Annotated in this window: 21 protein-coding genes, 1 other RNA gene and 1 riboswitch; of the genes, 19 read left to right on the forward strand and 3 right to left on the reverse strand. The window is 31.3% G+C overall.

Annotated elements, in window-relative coordinates:
• Positions 1-89 precede the first annotated feature (89 nt).
• From ppdK to KQ51_RS04680, 4 genes are all read left to right on the forward strand, one after another.
• Positions 90-2,714 (forward strand): pyruvate, phosphate dikinase, encoded by a 2,625-nt coding sequence (gene ppdK, locus KQ51_RS04665; protein ID WP_071162086.1) that lies wholly within the window; start codon positions 90-92, stop codon positions 2,712-2,714.
• Between the two features lie 68 nt (positions 2,715-2,782).
• Positions 2,783-3,433: a uracil-DNA glycosylase gene (gene ung / locus KQ51_RS04670; RefSeq protein ID WP_038469511.1), complete on the forward strand. Its 651-nt coding sequence runs from the start codon at positions 2,783-2,785 to the stop codon at positions 3,431-3,433.
• 249 nt (positions 3,434-3,682) lie between these two features.
• Positions 3,683-3,774, forward strand: a riboswitch (THF riboswitch).
• Positions 3,775-3,823: 49 nt separating this feature from the next.
• On the forward strand, positions 3,824-4,348 hold the full coding sequence (locus KQ51_RS04675; RefSeq protein WP_038469514.1) for a folate family ECF transporter S component: 525 nt from the start codon (positions 3,824-3,826) through the stop codon (positions 4,346-4,348).
• A 98-nt stretch (positions 4,349-4,446) separates the two neighbouring features.
• Positions 4,447-6,801, forward strand: coding sequence for an HD domain-containing phosphohydrolase (locus KQ51_RS04680; RefSeq protein ID WP_038469516.1), 2,355 nt, complete (start codon positions 4,447-4,449; stop codon positions 6,799-6,801).
• Between the two features lie 17 nt (positions 6,802-6,818).
• On the opposite strand, the gene KQ51_RS04685 is transcribed toward KQ51_RS04680, so the two are convergent.
• Positions 6,819-8,897, reverse strand: a complete 2,079-nt coding sequence (locus KQ51_RS04685; protein ID WP_038469519.1) for an alpha-amylase family glycosyl hydrolase — start codon at positions 8,895-8,897, stop codon at positions 6,819-6,821.
• Positions 8,898-9,041: 144 nt separating this feature from the next.
• Between KQ51_RS04685 and gpmI the strand changes: the two genes are divergently transcribed.
• From gpmI to ssrA, 11 genes are all read left to right on the forward strand, one after another.
• Positions 9,042-10,559, forward strand: coding sequence for a 2,3-bisphosphoglycerate-independent phosphoglycerate mutase (gpmI, locus tag KQ51_RS04690; RefSeq protein ID WP_038471756.1), 1,518 nt, complete (start codon positions 9,042-9,044; stop codon positions 10,557-10,559).
• Between the two features lie 150 nt (positions 10,560-10,709).
• Complete coding sequence (eno, locus tag KQ51_RS04695) at positions 10,710-12,002, forward strand: phosphopyruvate hydratase (RefSeq protein ID WP_038469522.1); 1,293 nt, start codon at positions 10,710-10,712, stop codon at positions 12,000-12,002.
• Positions 12,003-12,105: 103 nt separating this feature from the next.
• Positions 12,106-12,525 carry a hypothetical protein gene (locus KQ51_RS04700; protein ID WP_038469525.1) on the forward strand — a complete coding sequence of 140 codons (420 nt, stop codon included), beginning with the start codon at positions 12,106-12,108 and terminating at the stop codon, positions 12,523-12,525.
• A 628-nt stretch (positions 12,526-13,153) separates the two neighbouring features.
• Positions 13,154-14,473: an MFS transporter gene (locus KQ51_RS04705; RefSeq protein WP_038469528.1), complete on the forward strand. Its 1,320-nt coding sequence runs from the start codon at positions 13,154-13,156 to the stop codon at positions 14,471-14,473.
• A gap of 91 nt (positions 14,474-14,564) precedes the next feature.
• Positions 14,565-15,569, forward strand: coding sequence for a sodium:calcium antiporter (locus KQ51_RS04710; RefSeq protein ID WP_038469531.1), 1,005 nt, complete (start codon positions 14,565-14,567; stop codon positions 15,567-15,569).
• Between the two features lie 11 nt (positions 15,570-15,580).
• On the forward strand, positions 15,581-15,802 hold the full coding sequence (secG, locus tag KQ51_RS04715) for a preprotein translocase subunit SecG (RefSeq protein WP_038469534.1): 222 nt from the start codon (positions 15,581-15,583) through the stop codon (positions 15,800-15,802).
• 54 nt (positions 15,803-15,856) lie between these two features.
• Positions 15,857-17,956, forward strand: a complete 2,100-nt coding sequence (gene rnr, locus KQ51_RS04720) for a ribonuclease R (RefSeq protein WP_038471759.1) — start codon at positions 15,857-15,859, stop codon at positions 17,954-17,956.
• A 9-nt stretch (positions 17,957-17,965) separates the two neighbouring features.
• On the forward strand, positions 17,966-18,412 hold the full coding sequence (gene smpB, locus KQ51_RS04725) for an SsrA-binding protein SmpB (RefSeq protein ID WP_038469537.1): 447 nt from the start codon (positions 17,966-17,968) through the stop codon (positions 18,410-18,412).
• Positions 18,412-19,191, forward strand: coding sequence for a sulfite exporter TauE/SafE family protein (locus tag KQ51_RS04730; protein WP_038469540.1), 780 nt, complete (start codon positions 18,412-18,414; stop codon positions 19,189-19,191). Before smpB ends, KQ51_RS04730 begins: the two co-directional genes overlap by 1 nt.
• Positions 19,192-19,223: 32 nt before the next feature.
• Entirely contained in the window at positions 19,224-19,421 is a 198-nt protein-coding gene (locus KQ51_RS04735) for a hypothetical protein (protein WP_038469543.1), read from the forward strand.
• Between the two features lie 7 nt (positions 19,422-19,428).
• Positions 19,429-19,779, forward strand: a transfer-messenger RNA (tmRNA) gene (ssrA, locus tag KQ51_RS09595).
• Positions 19,780-19,851: 72 nt separating this feature from the next.
• Here ssrA and KQ51_RS04740 read toward each other — a convergent pair.
• The gene (locus tag KQ51_RS04740; protein WP_038469546.1) at positions 19,852-20,793 is read right to left on the reverse strand and encodes a tyrosine-type recombinase/integrase; all 942 of its coding nucleotides are present in this window, start codon (positions 20,791-20,793) and stop codon (positions 19,852-19,854) included.
• Between the two features lie 251 nt (positions 20,794-21,044).
• Between KQ51_RS04740 and KQ51_RS04745 the strand changes: the two genes are divergently transcribed.
• On the forward strand, positions 21,045-21,527 hold the full coding sequence (locus tag KQ51_RS04745) for a hypothetical protein (RefSeq protein WP_038469549.1): 483 nt from the start codon (positions 21,045-21,047) through the stop codon (positions 21,525-21,527).
• A 218-nt stretch (positions 21,528-21,745) separates the two neighbouring features.
• On the opposite strand, the gene KQ51_RS04750 is transcribed toward KQ51_RS04745, so the two are convergent.
• Positions 21,746-22,687 carry a tyrosine-type recombinase/integrase gene (locus tag KQ51_RS04750; RefSeq protein ID WP_038469546.1) on the reverse strand — a complete coding sequence of 314 codons (942 nt, stop codon included), beginning with the start codon at positions 22,685-22,687 and terminating at the stop codon, positions 21,746-21,748.
• A gap of 251 nt (positions 22,688-22,938) precedes the next feature.
• Between KQ51_RS04750 and KQ51_RS04755 the strand changes: the two genes are divergently transcribed.
• From KQ51_RS04755 to KQ51_RS04765, 3 genes are all read left to right on the forward strand, one after another.
• Positions 22,939-23,421 (forward strand): hypothetical protein, encoded by a 483-nt coding sequence (locus tag KQ51_RS04755; RefSeq protein WP_038469549.1) that lies wholly within the window; start codon positions 22,939-22,941, stop codon positions 23,419-23,421.
• Between the two features lie 525 nt (positions 23,422-23,946).
• Positions 23,947-25,065, forward strand: coding sequence for a hypothetical protein (locus KQ51_RS04760; protein ID WP_038469552.1), 1,119 nt, complete (start codon positions 23,947-23,949; stop codon positions 25,063-25,065).
• Positions 25,062-25,388: a PadR family transcriptional regulator gene (locus tag KQ51_RS04765; RefSeq protein WP_038469554.1), complete on the forward strand. Its 327-nt coding sequence runs from the start codon at positions 25,062-25,064 to the stop codon at positions 25,386-25,388. The genes KQ51_RS04760 and KQ51_RS04765 overlap by 4 nt, the downstream gene beginning before the upstream one ends.
• Positions 25,389-25,665 lie beyond the last annotated feature (277 nt).

The raw sequence follows: 25,665 nt of genomic DNA on the forward strand, positions 1-25,665 counted from the left end.
CTTTTTATTGTCCTTTTAGTTGAATAAATATATTTACTTTGATATAATATAACCGAACTTTTTTAGAAAATAAATGAGATATAGAAAGGATAGTCAAAGTGAAAAGAATTTATATGTTTGGTGAGGGTACCAAAGAACAAAAGAACTTACTTGGTGGTAAAGGTGCTAACTTATCTGAAATGAAAACAATGGGTGTTCCTGTTCCTGCAGGATACACTATTACAACAGAGATGTGTACAGATTATTATGCAAATGGAGGTAAGAATTCAGATGAATTACTTGCTGATATGCGCGAATATACAAAAAGATTAGAAGAAGAAACTGGAAAAAAATTCGGTTCTGATACTGATCCGTTATTATTAAGTGTTCGTTCAGGTGCTAGAGTTTCAATGCCTGGTATGATGGATACTATTCTTAACTTAGGTTTAACTGACTCAGCAGTTGCAGCTATGATTGCAAAAACTGGAAATCCAAAATTTGTTTGGGATATCTACAGAAGATTTATCCAAATGTTTGGTGAAGTTGTTCAAGGTGTTGAATATGAATTATTTGACAATGTACTTGAAACAATCAAAGAAGAAAATGGATACAAAGGTGACTTAGAATTAACTGCTGCTGATTGGAAAAGTGTTGCAACACAATACTTAGCAATCGTTGCAAAAGCTACTGGAAAACCATTCCCGCAAGATCCAATGGTACAATTAGAAATGGCTGTTAATGCTGTGTTCGAATCATGGGATACTCCACGTGCTGTAATCTATAGAGATCATAATGGAATTGCTCATCATTGGGGAACTGCTGTAAATGTTCAAGAAATGGTATTTGGTAACACTGGAGATAACAGTGGTACTGGAGTATTATTTACTCGTAACCCTAAAACTGGTGAAAAAGAAACATGGGGAGAATTCTTATTTAATGCACAAGGTGAAGATATCGTTGCTGGTATCCGTACTCCATTAAAATTAGCAGAATTTGCTGAAGTATCTCCTAAAATCTATAAAGAATTAACTGACATCTTAGATAACTTAGAAGCTCATTATCATGATATGCAAGACGTTGAATTTACAATTGAAGAAGGAGTATTATTCTTACTTCAAACTCGTAATGGTAAACGTACTGGTGCTGCAGGAATCAAAATTGCTGTAGATATGCATGAAGAAGGTTTATTAACTAAAAAAGAAGCTGTTAACTCAATTGATGTTAATGCTATCGATCAATTATTACACCCAGTATTTAATGAAGAAGCTATGGCTAACGCTGAGATTCTAACAACTGGTTTAGCTGCATCTCCTGGGGCTGCAACTGGTAAAATCGTATTCTCAAGTGAGAAAGCTGCTAAAATTAAAGATGAAACTGGCGAAAAATTATTATTATTCCGTAAAGAAACTTCACCTGAAGATATTGAAGGTATGATCGTTTGTGAAGGTTTCGTTACTCAACTTGGTGGTATGACTTCTCATGCTGCAGTAGTTGCTCGTGGTATGGGTAAATGCTGTGTATCAGGATGTGGAGAATTATCAATTAATGAAGAAGAAGGATATATGACAATTAACGGTGTTAAATACCCAGAATTAACTCCATTCAGTATTGATGGAACTACTGGTAATGTTTACGCTGGTACAATTGAAACTAAAGATCCTGAATTCAGTGAAGAATTCCAAACAATTCTTAACTGGGCAAGTGAAATCAAAACTCTAGGTGTTAAAGCTAATGCTGATAACAAAAGAGATGCTGAACAAGCTTTAAAATTTGGAGCAGAAGGAATTGGACTTTGTCGTACAGAACATATGTTCTTTGATGAAGAAAGAATCTTAGATGTTCGTAGAATGATTATTGCTGATAATACTGCTGATAGAGAAGAAGCATTAGCTAAAATCTTACCTCATCAGTTAAAAGACTTTACAGAATTATTTACTGCTATGGAAGGTAAAACAGTGTGTATCCGTTTATTAGATCCACCACTACATGAATTCTTACCTCAATTAGATGAAGTGCCTGAAGTTGCTAAAGATTTAGGAATTAAACCTGAAGTATTAGAAAGAACATTAGAAACACTTCATGAATTTAATCCTATGTTAGGACACCGTGGTTGTCGTTTAGCTGTAACTTATCCAGAGATTTCAGTAATGCAAGCAAAAGCAATCATTATGGCTGCTATCGCTGTTGCTAAATCAGGAAAAGTTGTTAAACCTGAAATCATGATTCCACTAATCGCTACAGTTGCAGAATTAAAATATCTTAAAGCTTTCATTAAAGAAACTGCAGATAACTTAATCGCTGAAGCTGGTATTGATTTAGATTATAAAATAGGTACAATGGTAGAAACTCCACGTGCTGCATTAGTTGGTGGACAAGTTGGAGAAGAAGCAGAATTCATCTCTTACGGTACTAATGACCTTACTCAAATGACATTCGGATTTAGCCGTGATGACGCTGGTAAATTCTTAAAAGAATATGCTACTAAAAAAATCATCCCTAACGATCCATTTGCTGCAGTAGATCAAGAAGGTGTTGGGCAATTAGTTGAAATGTGTACTAAAAACGCAAAAACTTCTAATCCAAATATCGTAATTGGTGTATGTGGTGAACATGGTGGTGAACCAAGTTCAATCGATTTCTTCCATAGAACTGGATTAGATTATGTATCTTGTTCTCCATTCCGTATTCCAGTAGCTATCGTAGCTGCTGCACAAGCTGAACTTAGAAACAAGTAATTAAATAAATTAAAAGCACTGAATATTCAGTGCTTTTTTTGTTATACTAGTAATTAGGAAGTGATAATATGTGGCATGATTATATTGAAAAAGAAAAGCAAAAAGACTATTTTAAAAAGTTAGAAGACTTTACTGAAAAAGAGTATGAAACAAAGGAAATATTTCCTCCATATAAAGATATATTTAATGCGTTTAATTACTGTCCTTTTGTTGACACAAAAGTTATAATCTTAGGACAAGATCCCTACCATGATTTCAATCAAGCTCATGGGTTAGCATTTAGTGTAAAAAAAGGTAATAAAATACCTCCTTCTTTAAGAAATATATATAAGGAACTAAATAGTGATTTAGGACTGTCTGTCCCCGAGCACGGTGAATTAACTAATTGGGCAAAACAAGGGATACTCCTACTTAATACCATTCTTACAGTAGAAGCTCATAAACCGATGAGCCATTCTAAAAAAGGTTGGGAGACATTTACGGACAATGTTATTAGAGAATTAAATAAAGATAGTAAACCCAAAGTATTTGTATTATGGGGAAACAACGCAAGGAAGAAAAACATCCTCATTGATAACCCTAAACATTTAATCATTGAAACTTCGCATCCTTCTCCTCTTAGTGCAAGACATTCTTTTTTTGGTAGCAAGGTGTTTACAAAAATTAATGATTTCCTATTTAATAATTATAGAAGTATAATAGACTTTGAACTGGAATAGGGCTTTTCAACTCATACACTAATATAAAAGATGAAAACAAGGATTTTGTACAATACTTAATTTACTGGAAGTTATACCCAATTGTTAAGAAATTAGACAATAAGGACATGATTTCACCAAAAGGTTATTCAAAAAGTTTAAACTTAATAATACTAGGAATGATCACTGGATTTGGAGTCGTTTTAGTTGTCTCACTAATTAGTTAAAATATATCTTGAATAAAAGAAATATTTTGTTTAAAATCATAGTATCAGAGTAACTATTTCGCGTTAAGTGCTTTACCATGGGAAGTCGGGTAATGACGAACACTATCGTGGCGGTGAAATAGTGCGTCCGCTGAAATTATCATTTTCGTGTGGACCTCTTAATATTTTAAGGAGGTTTTTTATTATGCAAAAAAGAACATTATTAACAACAAAACAAATTACTCTTGTAGCTATCTTAATAGCTATGGCAGTAGTTCTAAAAAGTTTCTTAGTAATAGAAACAGGAACTTTTAGGTTTACTTTTTACGATATACCAATGATGGTTATCGGTATAATTTTTGGACCATTTATTGGTGGAATAACAGGAATTATTGTAGATTTCTTCCACATGATGTTTAGTCCATGGGCATTCACATTTAGTGTTTTTACATTATCTAATATGGTATGGGCAATCATCCCTGGACTGTTATTATTTAAGAGACAACTAACAAGACGTCGTTTAATTACTACAATATTGATCGCAAGCTTCTTATCATTTGGTCTTAATACGATTGGTATTATTCAGTTTAACGGTATGGGTGGGATGCTAGGAACTCTTTACTATAGAATTGGTGTTCTACTAATTAAATTACCAATTCAAGTATTAGCAATCGAAGTAATATACCATCGCGTATTGATGATGCAATTTAAACTTATAGGACAAGAATAAAAGACAAGTTTTCTTGTCTTTTTTTATAATCAATAATTCTCTATGCAAACGTATTTCGATAATAGTATAATAGTACTAAGATGTTGGGAGTGATACGAATGCCGAATTACGTAAAAGGGAACCATCCAAATAATGAATCAAAGAAGAAACATGCATTTGGAGTTTGGTGGGTTAGATGGGATAATGGAAAATATTACATTTATCAACCTGATTCCGGGAAACAACTATTTGGCCATAATACTAAAAGTTTAAAGAGGGAGATTTTTGGTAAAAGATGGCATGAAATTGCAGATAAAGTAGTAGCGATAGATGATTCGTACAAGTCATACATTGATGATATTCAAGGATTATTCAATAAATTACTTGAAGGGGAGTTTGATAATTATATCAACTTTTTTCCGTGGATATCTAAAGGAGATAAGATGATTTGGATTGAAAATCAACTTACTGTTATTCAAAAAGATGATAAAGGAAAACCAATATTGATAGCAGGATCATCAATTGATATAACTGATAAAATGACTTTTAGTGAATCTATAAGTGATTTAAAAGAAACTAATAAGCAATTAGAAGAAGCCAATAACCGTGCGATAGAATTAGCTGATATTTTAGTATGGAGAATTGATTACAATGCATATCCAAATGGCGATTATTTTCTAGCTAACGATAGTTATGTAGAAACACTTGGACTTAAAAGAAATAGAGATGGGTATGTTAAACTAAGTGATTTTATAAGTACTGGATACCCAGATGAAGAAGGAACAAAATCAATGGGTGAGTTATTGGAGATGTTCCAACTGAGCATTGATAATAAATTAGATCAATTTGAAAAAGTACTAGTAAAACATATGAATAAGAAAAATGGGAATGCGGTTTATTTAGAACATAATACTAAAGTAGAAAAAAGATATGCTGATGGATCTATTGAGGAGATTGGCGGTTATATCTTTAATATGACAGACAGAGTAAATTTGGGTAATGTAAATGTTGAATTGGCAAAAGAGAATGAAAGTCTTTTGAGAGCTCATACATTGGCTTTGAAGTCTGGAAAAGTAATGATTTGGTTTATCGATGATGCCGAAATAGAAAAAGGTTACTTCTATGGAAATGATATGATTATTGATAAGTTAGGACTAGAAAGAAGTACTAATAATCTTTTTCATGTTGAAGACTTTGATAAATCAATTTGCATAGATGATGAAGAGGGGATTTCCTTAGATAAAAACTACAAAGATAATAAACTTAAAGTCATCGACGGAGTTATGGATTCATTTGAGAAGGTTATTGTTAAGCATAAAAATATAAAGAATAAAGAAATAATGTATTTCGAACATAATTTTGAAGTTGAGACAAGATATGATGATAGTACTCTGATGGTTCGTGGTGGATTTATGACTGATGTCACTGCTGAAGTAATAGCTGAAAAGCGAAATGATTATCTCCTAAATTATGATGAGATGACAAACTTAAAAAACAGAAACTCGTTTGAGAATTATATTATTTCACATAATCTCGATCTTGATTACTCATTAATTATTGTGGATATAGATGGTCTTAAATTTATTAACGATGCTTTTGGACATTTAATGGGGGACAAAGCTATCGCCTTTACAGCAGACAAACTTACCCAATTCTTTGGTGATACTTCTGATCTCTTTAGAATCGGAGGAGATGAGTATGCTATTATCTCATCGATAGTTGAACATCAAGTATTAGAGGAACAAATACAGTTCGTTAGAGATTCTTTAGTAGAATTCTATAATGCATATAACATAAAAATCAATATTTCATGGGGTTATGAAATTGTTGATAGTGAAATGGAGTTTTCTGAAGCTTTTATTGAAGCAGAGAATCTTATGTATCGTCGTAAACTAAACGAAAGACATTCTCGTAAAAGTAGAACTATGGAAACAGTTCTTGAAACTTTAAACCAGAAAACTGAGGAAACAAAAGAACATTGTGAACGCATGTCGGGATATGCTGTAAAGCTGATGAAAAAAGTAGGATATAACAGATCTAGTGATCAAGAAGATATGAAACTTCTTTGTAAGGTTCATGATATTGGTAAAATCACTGTTGCTGAAAATATTCTTTCAAAAGGTGGAAAACTAACTCGAGATGAGTATATGAAAATTAGAAAACATGCTGAAGCAGGATATAAGATTGTTAGAAATATTGTCGAATCTGATGATATAGCCTATGGGGTTCTATATCATCACGAAAGAATTGATGGAAACGGCTATCCATTTGGTTTGTCGGGAGATGAAATTCCAATGTATGCTAAGATAATATCAATATGTGATGCATTTGATGTAATGGTATCAGGACGTATTTATTCAAAACCTAAACTTTTAAGTGAAGTTATAGATGAACTTAAAAGGTGTTCAGGAACTCAATTTGATAATAAATTAATTGAACTATTTATTGAAATTTTAGAAGAAGAAAAGCAGTAGAAATTCTACTGCTTTTTTTATAATTCAATTATTTTTACTTCTCCAGCACCAAGATGAATATCTAATGTGTTGTAATCGATAAATTGTGTAAACTCTCTAGGACTCTCATGAGTGCTAAATAATAGTTTGCCTTTCATTTCTTGGTTATCAGTAATTTGTCTAAGATTTCTTATATCAACTCTTAAGTATTGTTGGTCATAAGGGTTTGAGTTAGCTAAAATCAGTAAAATATTCTTTTTATCCTTACCAGTTTTTTTAATATAACTAAATCCAATAAATGTATCTGGATGATGTTCAGCATAAACTGGCATAAACGCTTTTTTATTTGTGATTTCTTTTAAATATTTCTTTCTAATAGGTTTTATTTGCTCTAGTAAATCAGGTAATTCCCAACGTCTTTGATTAGTATAATGAAACTGATAAAGGTCAAATAATGCTAGTTTACCATAATAAGGATCATCTTCTGGTAACATATATAATTCATTTTCTCTAGCATCTAATCCTGTATTCATTGGTTGAGTTTCATATACTTCTTGTCCACTATTAATAAATGGAACTGCATTAGGCATAAACATATTTAGCACAGTTAATGTTTTACTTAGTGTTGGTCCACCATCTCTAGCAGCTAGACGTGGTGTATCATGTGTTTCACCACAAGCAAATGTTGGAATTGGTAAATCAATTGATTCATACATGAATTCTCTTAAACTACCATCCCAGATACGTGGTTCCATAATGAAACCATTACCAATAATCATATTATAACCATTTTCTTTTGCTTTCTTTGCATTAGAAGGTGTAAGTTCCTCAGCAATAAAACTAAAGTCTGGATCTATTTCCTTCGCTTTTTCCATGATCATATTAAGTAACTTTTTAGGTAATGCATGGCCCATATCAATACGAGCTCCATCAATTCCAAAACGTCTTTGATAACTAGGAACGATGTCAGCCAATGTTTCCCATAATTCAATATTTGGCTCTTTTCCATGATACATATTTGATTTGATTGTATCAAATAAAATATAAGGAGCACGGTTTTTAGTATTTAGGAATTTAACGGTTTCCTTAGGAAAGTCTTTATACATTCTAAAGAAAGTAACGTCAGTCCATGGAGGTTGAGGATCATTAATATGATCACTAAACGCAGGAGCAACTCTTAAATCAAACTCTTTTGCAATTGCCTGACTAATATTTTTACTATCTTTTATTCTATTCCATTTTTCCTCGTCTTGAGTTTTTGGGTCATATTGGAACATATCAATATGACGTAAAGTATCTTTTGATTCATATACGACTTCCATTCGCTCTATAGTCGGCGCACTTGTCTTTTTAACACCTTCAACGAAAGGTACTTGGTATTTATCATATTCACTGTCTTTAATCCAGTAGAACCAGTCTGGGTGTTCTTTAATTAGATCGTTTTCTACTGAGTTAGTTCTAGGTATTATATCAATCATTACTCTCATATCAAGAATATGACAAGCTTCAACGAAAGCTTTAAATTCTTCTTCAAGAGTAATATTATCTCCAGTAAGTGGATCCTTTAAATTAGGATCTAATTCATTAAAATTGCTAACCCCATATGGACTACCTAAATCACCTTTTTTATCTTTTAAACTAAACTTAGATATTGGTAACATGTAAACAACATCTACACCCATTTTTTTAAGTAGCGGTAATAAACTTAACATCTTAACAAAACTACCAGTCTCTGTCATTTTGTAGATATTCTCTTGTTCAAGTTTTCCACTTCGATCAAAATCCCAGGCACTAGATACACGAATCATAGTAGAATAGCAAACACTTTGTTTTATCCAGTCTCCACCTTTGTATCCTCGTTTTGGTATTGTTTTATTTGAAGACAAACTTTGTTTATAATTAGTTTTATCCTTTTTATTAGGTAAGATATAATCTTCAATCACACTAGCATAAAAGTCATAAGGATTTACCATTAACTCATTATTACTTGTTCTTATGTATTTTTTCTTATCATAGTCAAAACAATTCCATAAATCTGGAACTGTGTAGTTATATATTTGTTTGTCGTTATTATTCTTCAATGTTTTCAGTAGTTTTTCTAGAACTAACTTACTCATAATATCAACCTCTTTCAAAACTATTATATAATAACATTATAGTAAATTAAATAGAATTGCACAAATGTGAAAACGCTACCACCTGGGTTATTTCGCTATGAAAAATTTTCATAATAGAGTATAATATCTTCGATAGAGGTGATTATTATGAAAAAACCAGTAATCCTAATCGTAATGGATGGGTTTGGTTTGAGTGATAGTGATACTGGAAATGCAATCCATATGGCTAAAACTCCGAATATTGAATTATTAATGAAAGAATATCCTACAAGTTCTTTACAAGCTAGTGGACTTAGTGTAGGGCTACCTGAAGGACAAATGGGTAACAGTGAAGTTGGACATTTAAACTTAGGTGGAGGAAGAATTGTATATCAATCATTAACAAGAATTAATAAAGCAATAAGTGAAGGTACATTTTTCACTAATGAAGCATACTTAAATGCTATAGAAAATGCTAAAGCTAATGACTCAAAATTACATATTATGGGATTGTTAAGCGATGGTGGAGTTCATTCTCATATTGAACATATTAAAGCATTCTTCAAATTAGCTAAAGATAATGGTGTAGAAGAAGCTTACTTCCATGCCTTCTTAGATGGTAGAGATACCCCTCCAGATAGTGGAGTAAATTATATCAAAGACTTAGAAGCTTATATGACTGAGATTAATTATGGAAAAGTAGCTAGTGTTGGTGGTAGATATTATGGTATGGATCGTGATAAAAACTGGGACCGTGTTCAATTACATTATGATGTATTTGTTGAAGCAAAAGGACCACATTATGATAATGCTGTAGAAGGTATAGAAGCATCTTATAACACTGGTGTTTATGATGAATTCGTTATTCCCTTCAATGTAGTACCAGAAGGTATTATGGAAGACAAAGATTCTATAATCTTTGCTAACTTTAGACCAGATAGAGCAATTGAAATTGGTACAGCTTTATCTAATCCAGAACTTTCTGGATTAGATTCAAGTAATGGACCAACAGATTTAACATTTGTTTCTACAATGTCTTATAGTCAAAATGTTAAAGGTGAAATTGCCTTTGGATTACAAAAGTTAGATAATATGTATGGGGATGTTATTAGTAATGCTGGTAAAACACAATTACGTATAGCTGAAACTGAAAAATATGCCCATGTAACATTCTTCTTTGATGGTGGAGTGGATAAACAAATCAAAAATAGTGAAAGAGTACTTGTTAATAGTCCCAAAGTCGCTACTTATGATTTGCAACCTGAGATGAGTGCCTATGAAGTAACTGATAAAATCTTAGATGAAATAGCTGCAGAAAAACACGATACAATTATTTTGAACTTTGCTAACTGCGATATGGTTGGACACACAGGTATTATTCCTGCTGCTATAAAAGCTGTTGAAACAGTTGATGAATGTGTTGGTAAAGTAGTAGATGCTATTTTAGATAAAGGTGGAGTTGCTTTAATTACTGCAGATCATGGTAATGCTGAGAAAATGCTAGATGAAAATGGTAACCCGTTTACCGCGCATACAACAAGTATTGTTCCATTGATTATCACTGATAAAGCAATTGCTATCCGTGAAGGTGGTATCTTAGCAGATGTCGCACCAACAATGTTAGAATACTTAAATATTGAACAACCAGAAGAAATGACTGGTACTAGTTTAGTTAAAAAATAAAGTTCACCTTGTGTGAACTTTTCTTTTTATGAAAATTTACTGAAAGTGTTTTCATCTAATATATATCGTTTGTAAATAAAAGTAAATTATTCTATAATTAATATGTACGTAAATTATATAAAAACTAATAGTAAAAAGGAGATGTTTTAAATGCCATACATTACTGATGTATACGCAAGAGAAGTATTAGATTCACGTGGTAACCCAACTATCGAAGTTGAGGTATATACAGATTCAGGTGCATTTGGTAGAGCTTTAGTACCTAGTGGAGCTTCAACAGGAGAACACGAAGCAGTTGAATTACGTGATGGAGTTAAATCTAGATATTTAGGAAAAGGTGTAGAGAAAGCTGTTAAAAATGTTAACGAAATTATCGCACCAGAAGTATTAGGTTTAGACGTTTCACAACAAGTATTAATTGACAAAGTTATGATTGACTTAGACGGAACAAAAAATAAAAGTAAATTAGGAGCTAACGCAATTTTAGGTGTTTCAATGGCATGTGCTAGAGCGGCAGCTGATTACGTAGGATTACCTCTTTACTTATACTTAGGTGGATTCAATGCAAAAGAATTACCAACTCCAATGATGAACATCATCAATGGTGGATCTCATGCAGATAATAACGTAGATTTCCAAGAATTTATGATTATGCCTGTAGGTGCTCCAACTTTTAAAGAAGCTTTAAGAACTGGTGCTGAAGTATTCCATGCATTAAAAGCTGTATTAAAAGCAAAAGGTTATAACACTTCAGTAGGTGACGAAGGTGGATTCGCTCCAAACTTAGGATCTAATGAAGAAGCAATCGTAGTAATCTTAGAAGCAATTAAAAAAGCAGGATACGAAGCAGGTAAAGACGTTATGTTAGCAATGGACGTTGCTTCAAGTGAATTCTACAACAAAGAAAAAGGTGTTTATGTATTAGCTGGTGAAGGTGGAAAAGAATTAACTGCAACTCAGTTAGCTGATTTCTATGTAGAATTAGTAGATAAATATCCAATCATCTCAATTGAAGATGGTTTAGATGAAAATGATTGGGACGGATGGAAAGTCTTAACTGAAAAATTAGGTAAAAAAATCCAATTAGTAGGTGACGATTTATTCGTAACAAATACTGAAAAATTAGCAAGAGGTATCAATGAAGGTATCGCTAACAGTATCTTAATTAAAGTAAACCAAATCGGTACTTTAACTGAAACTTTCCAAGCTATTGAAATGGCTAAGAAAGCTGGATACACTGCAGTAGTATCACACAGAAGTGGTGAAACAGAAGATTCAACAATCGCTGACATCGCAGTTGCTACTAACTCAGGACAAATCAAAACTGGTTCATTATCAAGAACTGATCGTATTGCAAAATACAATCAATTATTAAGAATTGAAGATGAATTAGGAGAGGTTTCAATCTATAACGGAATCGCTTCATTCTATAACTTAAAATAATTGCAACAAAAACAATGCAACAATTTGGGCTATTAATTTAGCCCTTTTTTTTATATAATGATTTATAGATAGTAATCTGACATATAAAGAAAGTTGGTAAATTATGAATAAGGACTTTTTAATAAAAAGTAAAAATGGAGCAGTAAGCAGTTTAACTATTGCACTAGTTTATGTAATATTTATTGTTGTAACACTTGTAACAGGATTCGATATTGCAAAAGGATATGGAGCACTTGAATACATCTTCTTGGGAGTTGCGGTAGTTGTTATTTGTTTAGATGTAGTTGATTTATTAAAGATGAAAAAGGATCAATTAAAAGTATCGTTTCAAGTGGAAAAGGTAGTTATTAACTCATATTGGTTTAGTAATAAAGAGTATAACTATGCAGAAATGGGAGATATTGCATTAAATGAAAAAGATATTACCTTCACATATGGAGAAAAAACAAAAGCAATCGGTTATTTATCAAAAAGTAACTTAATAAGAGCTATGAAAATTCTAAAAGATAATTGCAGTAACTAGCAATTATCTTTTTTTTATGCAATCTTGAAAGGATAGATGGATATAAATAAAGATAAATACATCGCTGACGTTTTAAGAAACATAGCTGCAGATAAAAAGACTCTAAAATAGAATCAAGGAAGATTTATCACAAAGGATTGAAATAGCTGAAGAGAATGTTCCTTTCTTTGACTTGATGCAAGAAATTGGAGATCCATTAGAAGTAGCTAAAGAATTCAACGAGAATTTAAAAATACCTGATAGATACCCAGTCACTATTGGGATGTCTTATAGTTTGAAAATGCATTAGTTCAAAAGTAAGGTTACAATATTCGGACTACCCTTAGTTCATATTAATATGTGTGGGAGATACCAAAATAGAGTAGCTAAAGGTGTTATTACTATAGGAGATGTCGCTGTTGGTGTTATTAGTATTGGTGGGGTAGCAATAGGTGGTATTGTCTAGGTGGAGTTGCTGTCGGTGGTATTGTGATTGGGGCGTAGCTATTGGCTTTGCTAAAGTATTTGGTGCATTAATGTATTTGTTAAAATAAACAAAAACTAATGTGACATAATATTGAATATTGTAGATTTTTATATCAATCGAAAATTGATATAATTTATAACATAACATAAAAGAGGTGTACATATGAGAGATTTGTTTAGAAATACAAATTATGCATTGTTATTTACAGGTAACTTTGTGTCTGAAATAGGAAATGTTTTATTCGGATTTGTGGCTGCGCTATATGTAATTGATATAACTGGTGGAAGCGCAATTTTATTAGCAGTATTTTTAGGTTTAGGAGCTTTAGTAAGACTACTGTTTAGTCCTATTGCAGGTGTTTTAGTTGATCGATGGGATAAAGTTAAAATTATTTATCTGACAGACTTTATCAGAGGGTCGATTTTCATAGCTACTGCATACATAATCTTTGGTGGTGTGGATAACACTACAGCGGTAATTGTTTTGTTAATAGTCACAATATTATCAGGGATTATTAGTGCTTTTTTCGGGCCAGCAGTTACATCTGCTACACCAGAAATTGTTGGGCTTGATAAAGTTCAACAAGCAAATGGAGCAAATAGTATAATTCTGAGTATAACTATGATTATGGGGGTAGTACTAGGAGCTGCAACATTCGGAATATTTCCGTTCTATATAGCTTTACTTATAAATGGGATTTCATTTATTCTATCTGGAGTAAGTGAAATGTTTATAAAATCAGAACATAAACAAGAAATTCCAGATCATGAACCTCCTCACATGATAGATGATATTAAAATAGGATTTAACTATATTAAGAAAAAAGAGGGATTACTAAGACTGATGACTTATAGTCTATTCTTAAATTTTGCGTTCACACCACTTTTTAGTGTTGGAGTACCTTTCCTATTTAGAGATGAATTAAAAAAAGGTGCATGGGAGTTGGCAAGAGTTGATATTGTATTTGGTATTGCTATGATGGCTGCAGGATTAGTTGTAGGTAGTATTGTTTTGAAATCAATGACGAAAATCATAAGAGTTAGTCTAATGTTCTTATCTGCAAGTTTTATCCTAGTTGCAGTAAATATATATCTATTAACTAATGGAACAATCTCATATAATGTATTCTATATTATTATATTAGTCCTTCACGTTTCGATGGCAACCGCAATGATGGCTACAAATGTACCTTTAAATACAGGAATGATTAAAGTAATAGATCCTGAACTTAGAGGGAAAGTATTTAGTACAATCGGCGCAATAAGTGGTGGTGCTGTACCAATTGCTATCTTCTTAAGTGGACCAATTATTGCCTTAACAAATGTTGCGTTTTTAGGAGTTATCTGTTCGTTAATACTATTAGTTCCAACGATTGGATTCTTATTTGATAAGAAAGTAAAAACTCTTCTTGAAGGAATTGAAGAAGACTCTAAAATTATTGATTCAAAGTTTAGCCAAGAAGTGGTACCTGAAGGAGCATAAAACAAAAAGAGCTTACGCTCTTTTTTTGTTTTAAACACTACCATTTTAGAAGGTTTTGTAATATAATAGAAAGGTCGTGAGGAGTGGTGAGATGTTCTTATTAATTTTAGAATATTTGCTATTAGCATTTATCGTAATATTCGCAACGAGTAGATTAAGTTATTTTATCGATGAACTCGATAAAAAAACTCATATTAGTGGAGCCTTAATTGGTGGGGTACTATTGGCAACTGTTACAAGTATGCCTGAATTTATTACTAGTATTACTTCAACAGTAAGACTTGGAGAACCTGGATTAGCATTTGGGAATGTTTTTGGTAGTAATATATTCAATATTGTAATACTAGCTGTAGCTGACATTATCTTCATTAAACATATGTTCTTTAATAAAGTTAAAACTCAACGAAAAACTAATGCGTTAGTTATATTGATGTATATTGTATTTATGATTCCATTAATACTAAGTGGATTTACTGGCTTAGACTACAATTCATTTACAATAAATATTTTATTAATATTTAATGTAATATCACTAGTTATAGTAGTAATATATTTATTTAGCATCAAAGCAATGAATGAGGACGAAACAGAACAAAGTGAAGAAGTTAGTAAACTATCTTATAAAAAGATCGGTATTTCCTTTGTCTTATGGTCTGTAGTAGTTATTGTATCTAGTTTCTTTGTAACAATTGTTGCAAATAATTTAGGTACTGAGTTAAATTTAGGAAGCAGTTTTGCTGGAGCAATCTTCTTAGGAGTTGCAACTAGTTTACCTGAATTAACTGCAGTTATGACTTTAATGAAATTGAGAAATTATGAAGCAGCGCTAGGTAATATTATTGGTAGTAATATCTTTAATATGACGATAATTAGTGTTGTAGATATCATAAATGTTAAGGAAGATATTTTTAAAGAATTAGTTGATAATCGAGCAGTTCGAGAAAATATATCTTACCTCTTGATTTTAGGGCTAATTAACTCTATAATATTAATGTTAGCTTTAATTAGAAAAGATGAAAAAAGTAAAATTACGTATATAATTCCAAGTGTATTAATCTTGGTAGCATATTTTATATACATTGGATTAAGTTTATAGGAGGAATCAACATGAGACCAATTGATATGATTTTATTATTAGTAGCATTAATGTTAATTACATTAGTTGTTATGCAAAGTTCAAAAGATAGTGCTGCAAATGCTTTTAGTGGGGAAAAGAGTGAATTATTCAACAACCAAAAGCAACGTGGATATGAATTGATACTAAATCGTGTTACAACAGTAGTTGGAATATCGTTTGTAGTATTGAGTATTGTCGCAATCGCTATTTAAGAACACTTGTATAGTGTTCTTTTTTTTTCTAAAATATAGATAAGAGGTGGAATTATGAAAGACAGAATTATAGAATATCTACGCAGTGAAGATAATAAAAAAGCAACTGTTGAAGAACTTCGTGAAGTTTTTCATATTTCGTCGGGTCCAGATTTAGTTTTATTAATGAAGACAATTAATGAATTAATAGATCAGGCTGAGCTTATTGAAAGTAGTAGACATGAACTTACCTTAATTGAAAATACTAACTTCTTAGTAGGTAGACTAATGTTAAAACCAAGAGGGTTTGGGTTTGTTATCCCCAAGGACCCTTCAAGAAATGATGTTTATATAGGTAAGAAAGACATAAATGATGCAATGAATAATGACGTTGTCTTAGTTCATATTGAAAAATATGGATATGGTGTAAGACAAGAAGGAATTATTAGAAAAGTATTAGAAAGAAAATATACACATATTATTGGAACTATGATGTTTAGAAATGGTATGGGGTATGTGATTAGTGATGATAAAACTATTAATACCGATATTATTGTAAAAAAAGAAAACCTTAATGGTTCTCAAAAGTTTGATAAAGTTAGATGTAGAATACTTAACTACTCATTAAGAGGGAAAATAGAAGCAACAGTAACTGATGTTCTTGGAAACAAGAACGATAGTGGTGTTGATATCTTAAGTAAGATATTAAAATATAATGTCGATCCTGTATTTAGTGAGGAAGTGCTTGAAGCGGCAAATAAGTTCACAGGGGTTAAACCTGAAGACTACAAAGATAGAAAAGACTTAACTAATGAAGTAATCATCACTATTGATGGTGATGATGCCAAAGACTTTGATGACGCAGTTCAAGTGAAAACTCTTTCTAATGGTAATTTCTTCTTAGGTGTAAGTATTGCTGACGTTAGCCACTATGTGACTAAAGGAAGTATCTTAGATAAAGAGGCCTATCAAAGAGGAACTAGTGTTTATTTACCCGGTAGAGTTATCCCAATGTTACCAGAGAATCTAAGTAACGGTGTTTGTTCTTTACGACCTGATGAAGAAAGACTAACTCTTACATGTGAAATGGAAATAGATCAAAGTGGTAAAGTAGTTAAATATGAGATATATCCATCTGTTATAAAATCTAATAGAAGAATGACATATAATAAAATCAATAAAATCTTTATGGGTGATGTTGATTTAGCTGAGGAATATGTTGATTTAGTTGGTACATTCTATGAAATGAGAAACCTAGCCAAAATCTTGAAAAAGAAAAGAGCAGAGTTTGGTAGTATCAATTTTGAAACAGATGAATCATATATTACATTAGATGAAAATGGTAAAGCAATAGATATTCAATTACGTGATAGAGGAATCAGTGAGAGTATCATTGAAGAATTTATGTTAAAAGCAAATCAGGTAGTTGCAGAACATGTTCACTGGTTAAATTTACCGTTTATATACAGGGTTCATGATAAACCGACCGAAGAGAAACTTAATCGTTTATTATCAATGGCAAGTGCTTTAGGTTATCAAGTCAAAGCTAAGAATGAAATTAGTAATTTTGAACTTCAAAAGCTAGTTGAAAAAGTTCATGGAACAGAAGCTGAAAAAGGAATCAACTTATTAATGCTTCGTAGTATGCAAAAGGCAATCTATAGCGAACTAAACTTAGGACATTACGGTCTAAGCTTTAAATTCTATACTCATTTTACAAGTCCAATTAGACGTTATCCAGACTTGATTGTTCATCGTTTATTAAGAGAGTATTTGTTTAAGGGAAATCAATCAACTGAAGTGATTGACTACTATAATGAGAAAATGAAGGAAATTGCAGCTCAAGCAAGTGAAACAGAACGACGTGCTGTTCTCTTAGAAAGAGAAGTCGTTGATATGAAAAAAGCTGAATATATATCAGGTTATATTAATAAAAGATTTGATGGTATAATAGGCAGTGTTACGAGTTTTGGACTTTATGTTTCGTTACCAAATACTGTAGAAGGATTAGTTCATATCACCCAATTAACAGATGATTATTATCACTACGATGAAAGTCTTATGCTGCTAGTTGGGGAAAGAAAAAAGAAAATCTACCGTGTTGGAGATAAAGTAACAATTCAAGTAATGAATGCTAATATTACAGACGGAGAAGTTGATTTTAAGATAGTTTAGGTGATTGATATGAAAATTATTGCAAGTAACAAGAAAGCAAAATTTAATTACTTTTTGTTAGATGCTACTGAAGTAGGTATAGTTTTAAAAGGTACTGAAATCAAAAGTATTAGAGCAAACAAAGTAAATATAGGTGATGCTTACTGTATAATAAGAAACGAAGAAATGTTTATCGTGAATATGCATATTTCAGCATATGATCATGGTAACGTTTTTAATCATAACGAAACTAGATCAAGAAAACTTTTATTACATAAAAAGCAAATTATCAAAATGAACAATAAAGTTATGCAAGAAGATTTATCGATAATCCCTACAAAAGTTTATATGGAAAAAGGACTTTGCAAATTAGAGATATCCCTTGCTAAAGGTAAGAAAAACTATGACAAACGTCAAAGTATCAAAGAACGTGATGATAAAAGAAATATTGATCGTAGACTTAAGGAGCGATATTAGTGTTTGAAATTTCCATACTATTAATGATTGTAATATTTATGTTTGGGGCCTTTTTAAAAGGATGGGCTGGATTTGGAACAAATCTAGTTGTACCACCGTTATTACTTTTCTTATCAAGATTTGATAACTCAAAAGAGATAATGGTTATCGTTGTAACAGTAAACTTGTTCTTGAACATATATATGATAATTCAAGGTAAGAACTTCAACTTAAAGTTTATAAAAGAAATATGGATTTTAGTACTCTTTGGGACAGTCTTTAGCATTGTTGGATTACTCTTCCTCGATGCAATTAATGAATCTTCGTTTAAAATATTACTTGGATCAATGATTATTCTAGTAACTCTAAATAGAATATTTAAACTAAAATTCCATTTCAAAGAGTTGAACTGGAAGCACTATAGTATAACTGGCGTTATTTCAGGAATATTAAACGGGATGTTTGGTTTAGGAGGAATTCCAGTATTAATTCTACTAGGTTCATCAAAAATGGATAAGAAGGTATTTAAATCGACATTAGTAACGTATTTCCTTGTAATGAATATTATTTATATTATCACTCATGGATTTATTGGGAGTAGTTATAACACGTTTATTATTAATAATATATTGATTGTTTTCGCTTTCGCAGTGGGTGCTTGTGTATTTGGAGTCTATCTATCTGGTCGAGTAAGTGATAAAATCTTCCAAAGAGTTATGAATTTTGTTTTAATAATTTTTGGTAGTAACTTAATCTATGTAGGTATATTTGGAAAACACATTTTCACAATATTTTCATAGATTTATGTTATAATATATATGGAGGTGTTCTTATGAGTTTACCGCAAATTATTTTTGTTGCTTCAGGAATTCTTGTTATTATTGTAGGATTATCTAGATTTGGGTTTAACGGAAGAAAAGCACAAAGATGGATTAAATTGATTGGTGTTGTACCAACACAAATACTTTATGTTGTAATTGGGATTGCACTTATAGTAATAGCATTTACAGTAAATTTAGGAACTATCTAACTAACTCGGGGTTGTTTATGGATTCGACAGAGTAGTTTAGAGCTTGATAAGCATGCCAACGTTGTGGTTGTAAAAACACTAGGTTAAATATAACCGGAAACCAAAATTACGCTTACGCTGCTTAATATATAAGCGCGTTCTCCCTTTACGACTTCCTAGAGTTGTATCGGTTGAGATCAGTAATCTAGGATATATTAAAGGTCTGCAGTCTTAAGAACTTTAATGAATACAATAAGGCTCGCTATTAACTTGGTTGTTTGCTTCTTGGTTAATAGTTAAAACAATGGGCAAACTATGCATGTAGAAAGTTGGGTATCGGCTATTTTGGACAGGGGTTCAAATCCCCTCAACTCCACCAATATTATGGCTTAATTAAGCGCTAGAGACTGAATGTCAGTTGATGGGGCTTTTTTATTTGGTCAATAAAAAACTACAGTTTCGTAAGTGGGGAGTATGCATTGTGTTGTTTGCTTAAATTTTCCCTCTCAAGATGTAAATATTTTTGTGTAGTTTGTAGATTTGAATGACCAAGTGTTTTCCTTACGAATTCTAAGTTCGCTCCGTTTTGTAAGCACATAGTTGCGTAAGTATGTCTCCATTTATGAGGGCTGATACTTTGATTGATATTTAGTGTTTTGGCGATATCGCTTAATAGATGATTTACATATCTTGGATATATTTTCCCTTCAGTTCTAAACTCAATAATTAGAAGCCCATATTTGCGATTTAAGAGTTTTAAATACTCCTCTAATATCTCACTAGTTTTTTGTGAAATAAATACAGTACGGTCTTCGGAAGTCTTAGTATAAGTTAAATTGATTGTATTCTCTGATAGGTTTAAGTTCTCAATCTTTAAATGCACTAGCTCACTCAATCTCATACCAGTATCTAGAAGTAAATACACTATTGCTTTATTTCTTAAATTTAGTGGTGTGGGTTTCAAGTGATCTAGATAGTAGAGGATATCCAATATTATGTATCTTGGTATAGTGATTGTTTCTCGTTTTCGTACTCTTAACATTGTGATACCTTGTATTGGGTTGTCACTTATAAAGTTGTTTCTTACTGAAAAGTTAAGGCATTGTTTGAGTAATCCTATACGCTTGTTTATTGTATTGTTGCTTATACCTTTTAGCTTTTGTAATTCGATAAAATCATACATTACGGATAGTGTTATATCTTTAGTCATGTATATCTTTCTAGAATCTAAATACCTGCATACTATTTCTAGGTGTTTTGATTCATAATCGTAAGTACCTAATCGCTTTGTGTACTTTGAATTCTTTAAGAATAAATGTATTAAATTATCTATCGTTATTGTCTTGTTAGTTTCCTTTGTAAGTAGTTCTACTATACGGTTTAAATCATTCATACTAAACACCTCTTATTTATAATTATTTTTTATTATTTGTAAAGTGAGGGAAATGTGTCACATTGTCTAGTAATAGTGACACGCTCTCAAGACTCTATCTCATAGGGGGCACTTTTGCCCCCTTATGAATAACCCCCAGAGTCAAAAGATTGTTTATAAGACTACCGCACTCGTGGGACTCGCTTGGGGTTAGAACATTTTTTACCTCACGACCTCGATATGATATAATTGAATGGAAGGAGATGATTGCAATGAGTGATAAAAATTATGCGCAAAGAATTACGAAAAGAGAATATACTTTTTTGAGAAAGTACAAAAGCAAATCTTTTAAGATAGTTGATTACATTAAGTTCAATGATTGTAAAGTAGATATGGAACTTTTTGATTCTCTTAGTTTTTTGAGAAGAGACCCATTAATGTATATTGATGACGACTTTCATGATAATAGAATATCCTTGAAAAATATAGGTGTTGAAATAAAAGAGTTTGCTTATAATAAAGTTGAAACTGAAAGAATGCTAAATAATTTTGCTAATGGAAACTATATGTTATCTAGGTATGGACTTTTATTAGTTGAAAATTATGAATACAAGTATTTGCATGAGCAAAGAGATATTAAAAAAACAAGAAGTATGATAATTAACTGGATTGTTTCAATATTAGCAGTAACTATGACTCTGTTTAGTTTGTATCAGTTCGCTTTAATTAATAATCTTAAGTTTTGGTTTATGTAATGTATTTTAGGTCTTTAATAACTATCGAAATATCTGTAACTAAATAATTGACCAAGTATGATTATTATTAAGTTGACTACTTTAATTATATACTTATTTTTTTGATTTTTCAAAGTTGTGGGGTTCAAATCCCCTCAACTCCACCAATATTATGGCTTAATTAAGCGCTAGAGACTGAATGTCAGTTGATGGGGCTTTTTTATTTGGTCAATAAAAAACTACAGTTTCGTAAGTGGGGAGTATGCATTGTGTTGTTTGCTTAAATTTTCCCTCTCAAGATGTAAATATTTTTGTGTAGTTTGTAGATTTGAATGACCAAGTGTTTTCCTTACGAATTCTAAGTTCGCTCCGTTTTGTAAGCACATAGTTGCGTAAGTATGTCTCCATTTATGAGGGCTGATACTTTGATTGATATTTAGTGTTTTGGCGATATCGCTTAATAGATGATTTACATATCTTGGATATATTTTCCCTTCAGTTCTAAACTCAATAATTAGAAGCCCATATTTGCGATTTAAGAGTTTTAAATACTCCTCTAATATCTCACTAGTTTTTTGTGAAATAAATACAGTACGGTCTTCGGAAGTCTTAGTATAAGTTAAATTGATTGTATTCTCTGATAGGTTTAAGTTCTCAATCTTTAAATGCACTAGCTCACTCAATCTCATACCAGTATCTAGAAGTAAATACACTATTGCTTTATTTCTTAAATTTAGTGGTGTGGGTTTCAAGTGATCTAGATAGTAGAGGATATCCAATATTATGTATCTTGGTATAGTGATTGTTTCTCGTTTTCGTACTCTTAACATTGTGATACCTTGTATTGGGTTGTCACTTATAAAGTTGTTTCTTACTGAAAAGTTAAGGCATTGTTTGAGTAATCCTATACGCTTGTTTATTGTATTGTTGCTTATACCTTTTAGCTTTTGTAATTCGATAAAATCATACATTACGGATAGTGTTATATCTTTAGTCATGTATATCTTTCTAGAATCTAAATACCTGCATACTATTTCTAGGTGTTTTGATTCATAATCGTAAGTACCTAATCGCTTTGTGTACTTTGAATTCTTTAAGAATAAATGTATTAAATTATCTATCGTTATTGTCTTGTTAGTTTCCTTTGTAAGTAGTTCTACTATACGGTTTAAATCATTCATACTAAACACCTCTTATTTATAATTATTTTTTATTATTTGTAAAGTGAGGGAAATGTGTCACATTGTCTAGTAATAGTGACACGCTCTCAAGACTCTATCTCATAGGGGGCACTTTTGCCCCCTTATGAATAACCCCCAGAGTCAAAAGATTGTTTATAAGACTACCGCACTCGTGGGACTCGCTTGGGGTTAGAACATTTTTTACCTCACGACCTCGATATGATATAATTGAATGGAAGGAGATGATTGCAATGAGTGATAAAAATTATGCGCAAAGAATTACGAAAAGAGAATATACTTTTTTGAGAAAGTACAAAAGCAAATCTTTTAAGATAGTTGATTACATTAAGTTCAATGATTGTAAAGTAGATATGGAACTTTTTGATTCTCTTAGTTTTTTGAGAAGAGACCCATTAATGTATATTGATGACGACTTTCATGATAATAGAATATCCTTGAAAAATATAGGTGTTGAAATAAAAGAGTTTGCTTATAATAAAGTTGAAACTGAAAGAATGCTAAATAATTTTGCTAATGGAAACTATATGTTATCTAGGTATGGACTTTTATTAGTTGAAAATTATGAATACAAGTATTTGCATGAGCAAAGAGATATTAAAAAAACAAGAAGTATGATAATTAACTGGATTGTTTCAATATTAGCAGTAACTATGACTCTGTTTAGTTTGTATCAGTTCGCTTTAATTAATAATCTTAAGTTTTGGTTTATGTAATGTATTTTAGGTCTTTAATAACTATCGAAATATCTGTAACTAAATAATTGACCAAGTATGATTATTATTAAGTTGACTACTTTAATTATATACTTATTTTTTTGATTTTTCAAAGTTGTGGGGTTCAAATCCCCTCAACTCCACCAATATTACCCGCGTCCGAGAATTTCAGATGGTTTTAATTAGCCGTTAATGGAATCCTCGGTTTTTTATTTACCCAAAATCGAAGCAAAAATGATGCTCGAAATTGGTGTTTTCTCGTTCCAGCACTGTTGCAATAGGGAAAACGAGATTTTTAACAAGTCGAACCCGCGTCCAAAAACACATTATTGAACCGGATTAAATAGCCTTATTAGAGTATTGAGAGATATTTGTTATATGATTTACTATGTGAGCAGTAAAACTAAGGGAGTAGAGGGAAGTGGAACAAAAATATTTTAAATTTTTAATTCAATTTTATACATTGACAGATTAGGTATAAGGTGATACTATATACCTAACTAGATTAGGTAAGGAGAGAGAAAAATGCATAAAAAAATTAGGGAATATGTTGATTTTAAATTGAAAAGTGATCATTCAGAAGATCATGAAGAGAAAAAAGAAGAAATTATTTCAAATATCATTGATAGATATGATGAGTTGTATGAAAAAACAAAGGATAAATCTTACTCATATGTAGAGGCAATAAAAACATTTGGTGATTTTCCCGCTGATTCTACCGATGAAGATTCATACAAACCGCTGGTTGCAGAAATGTTTTTGGTTTCAGCAACTGTAATTTCAGTTATTAGTTTAATTGTTACACTATTAAGCGGTGTTGCAGGAGCGATTGTAGTTGGGATAAGTATTACATTGTATGCTGTTGGAGCTGTCTACCTTTATCAATATAGTAAATTTATTCAAAGAGAAGAGTACGATATTCAAAAATATACATCATTTATAGATAAAGTTTTTTCATATATGAAAACTAATTTTGTATTTTGGGCTATATCACTTTCATTGATTTTCACAAGAATGATTTATGGTATTGTAGTACTATTTGCAACTGTAATGACTATGGATACATTAGGTATAGAAGATTTTTATGGTATTATTACTTTCTCAGTCATTGGATTCTTAATTGTTTTTGCAATTATAGGTTCATTGTTCATAGGCTTATATCGAAGATTAATAAAAAAATATACAGACTTATCAGGTAATAATGATGTAAAATCAATTGGATTAAAAGCAAAAGAGTTTATTACTCACAATTATACTCAGAAGAAAAATATCTTTCTGAGAAAGTGGTTTTATCCAGTATTACATCTTATAATATCTTTAATTTTACTCATTGATATTAATGTTGTATCGGATAGTTCTGAATATGAGTGGTATGTTTTATCTCGATTTTTCATTATTGAAAACCTTATAATTATCTGTTTGTATTTACTATTAACTATACTCATAGTACTTGGTAAAATTAAATACCATCTATTAATTCCGATAATAAATATACTTATTTCAGTTATAGTATTTATTGTCTGGATTGCCCTTGAATCAACTAGAAGTATAAGTAGTGTGAATGGACCAATATTCTTCTTTGTAGGGATTGTATTCATTTTACTATTTATAATTGATTTCAATCTTAACAGGAAAATAAAATGAGTTTAAACGGTGATTCATTAAGAGGTCACACTGATATGATGCTACTAAGTATAATAAGTGATAAAGATTCTTATGGGTATGAGATAAACAAAAAAATTGAGGATATGACAAATAGTGATTTTGTTTTCACTGAAGCAACTCTTTACACTAGTTTTAAAAGATTAGTTAAACTAGATTATCTTAAAACATATTGGCTTGAAAGCACTTCTAACAAAAAAAGAAAATATTACTCAATCACTAATAAAGGTAAAAGTATGCTCGAAAAGCAAATACACGAATGGAATTCAACAAAAGAACTTATTGATCAAATCATTAGGAAATGATATTATTCTATAAATTTCAAATGATTTGAAAATCCAAGTATTGCTCTTTATTATTGCACAGGGGGTCACTTTTACTCAACTCCACCATTAGTACCCGCGTCCGAGAATTTCAGATGGCCTTTAATTAGCCGTTAATGGAATCCTCGGTTTTTTATTTACCCAAAATTACAGGGAAAATGTAGCTCGGAATCGGTGTTTTTTCATTCTAGCCCTATTGCAATAGGGAAAATTAGAAATTTAACGAATCGAACCCGCGTCCAAAAGGAAGTCTTAGAAT

The organism is Candidatus Izimaplasma bacterium HR1, from assembly GCA_000755705.1.
Lineage (GTDB): Bacteria > Bacillota_I > Bacilli_A > Izemoplasmatales > Izemoplasmataceae > Xianfuyuplasma.

Bases quoted from the DNA above. Each gene is read 5' to 3' on its own strand.
- KQ51_RS04675 (WP_038469514.1), top strand. From the start codon at position 3,824: ATGCAAAAAAGAACATTATTAACAACAAAACAAATTACTCTTGTAGCT.
- ung (WP_038469511.1), top strand. From the start codon at position 2,783: ATGTGGCATGATTATATTGAAAAAGAAAAGCAAAAAGACTATTTTAAA.
- eno (WP_038469522.1), top strand. From the start codon at position 10,710: ATGCCATACATTACTGATGTATACGCAAGAGAAGTATTAGATTCACGT.
- rnr (WP_038471759.1), top strand. From the start codon at position 15,857: ATGAAAGACAGAATTATAGAATATCTACGCAGTGAAGATAATAAAAAA.
- KQ51_RS04765 (WP_038469554.1), top strand. From the start codon at position 25,062: ATGAGTTTAAACGGTGATTCATTAAGAGGTCACACTGATATGATGCTA.
- KQ51_RS04755 (WP_038469549.1), top strand. From the start codon at position 22,939: ATGAGTGATAAAAATTATGCGCAAAGAATTACGAAAAGAGAATATACT.
- KQ51_RS04745 (WP_038469549.1), top strand. From the start codon at position 21,045: ATGAGTGATAAAAATTATGCGCAAAGAATTACGAAAAGAGAATATACT.
- KQ51_RS04735 (WP_038469543.1), top strand. From the start codon at position 19,224: ATGAGTTTACCGCAAATTATTTTTGTTGCTTCAGGAATTCTTGTTATT.
- smpB (WP_038469537.1), top strand. From the start codon at position 17,966: ATGAAAATTATTGCAAGTAACAAGAAAGCAAAATTTAATTACTTTTTG.
- KQ51_RS04705 (WP_038469528.1), top strand. From the start codon at position 13,154: ATGAGAGATTTGTTTAGAAATACAAATTATGCATTGTTATTTACAGGT.
- KQ51_RS04685 (WP_038469519.1), bottom strand. From the start codon at position 8,897: ATGAGTAAGTTAGTTCTAGAAAAACTACTGAAAACATTGAAGAATAAT.
- KQ51_RS04710 (WP_038469531.1), top strand. From the start codon at position 14,565: ATGTTCTTATTAATTTTAGAATATTTGCTATTAGCATTTATCGTAATA.
- secG (WP_038469534.1), top strand. From the start codon at position 15,581: ATGAGACCAATTGATATGATTTTATTATTAGTAGCATTAATGTTAATT.
- KQ51_RS04740 (WP_038469546.1), bottom strand. From the start codon at position 20,793: ATGAATGATTTAAACCGTATAGTAGAACTACTTACAAAGGAAACTAAC.
- KQ51_RS04680 (WP_038469516.1), top strand. From the start codon at position 4,447: ATGCCGAATTACGTAAAAGGGAACCATCCAAATAATGAATCAAAGAAG.
- KQ51_RS04750 (WP_038469546.1), bottom strand. From the start codon at position 22,687: ATGAATGATTTAAACCGTATAGTAGAACTACTTACAAAGGAAACTAAC.
- KQ51_RS04700 (WP_038469525.1), top strand. From the start codon at position 12,106: ATGAATAAGGACTTTTTAATAAAAAGTAAAAATGGAGCAGTAAGCAGT.
- KQ51_RS04760 (WP_038469552.1), top strand. From the start codon at position 23,947: ATGCATAAAAAAATTAGGGAATATGTTGATTTTAAATTGAAAAGTGAT.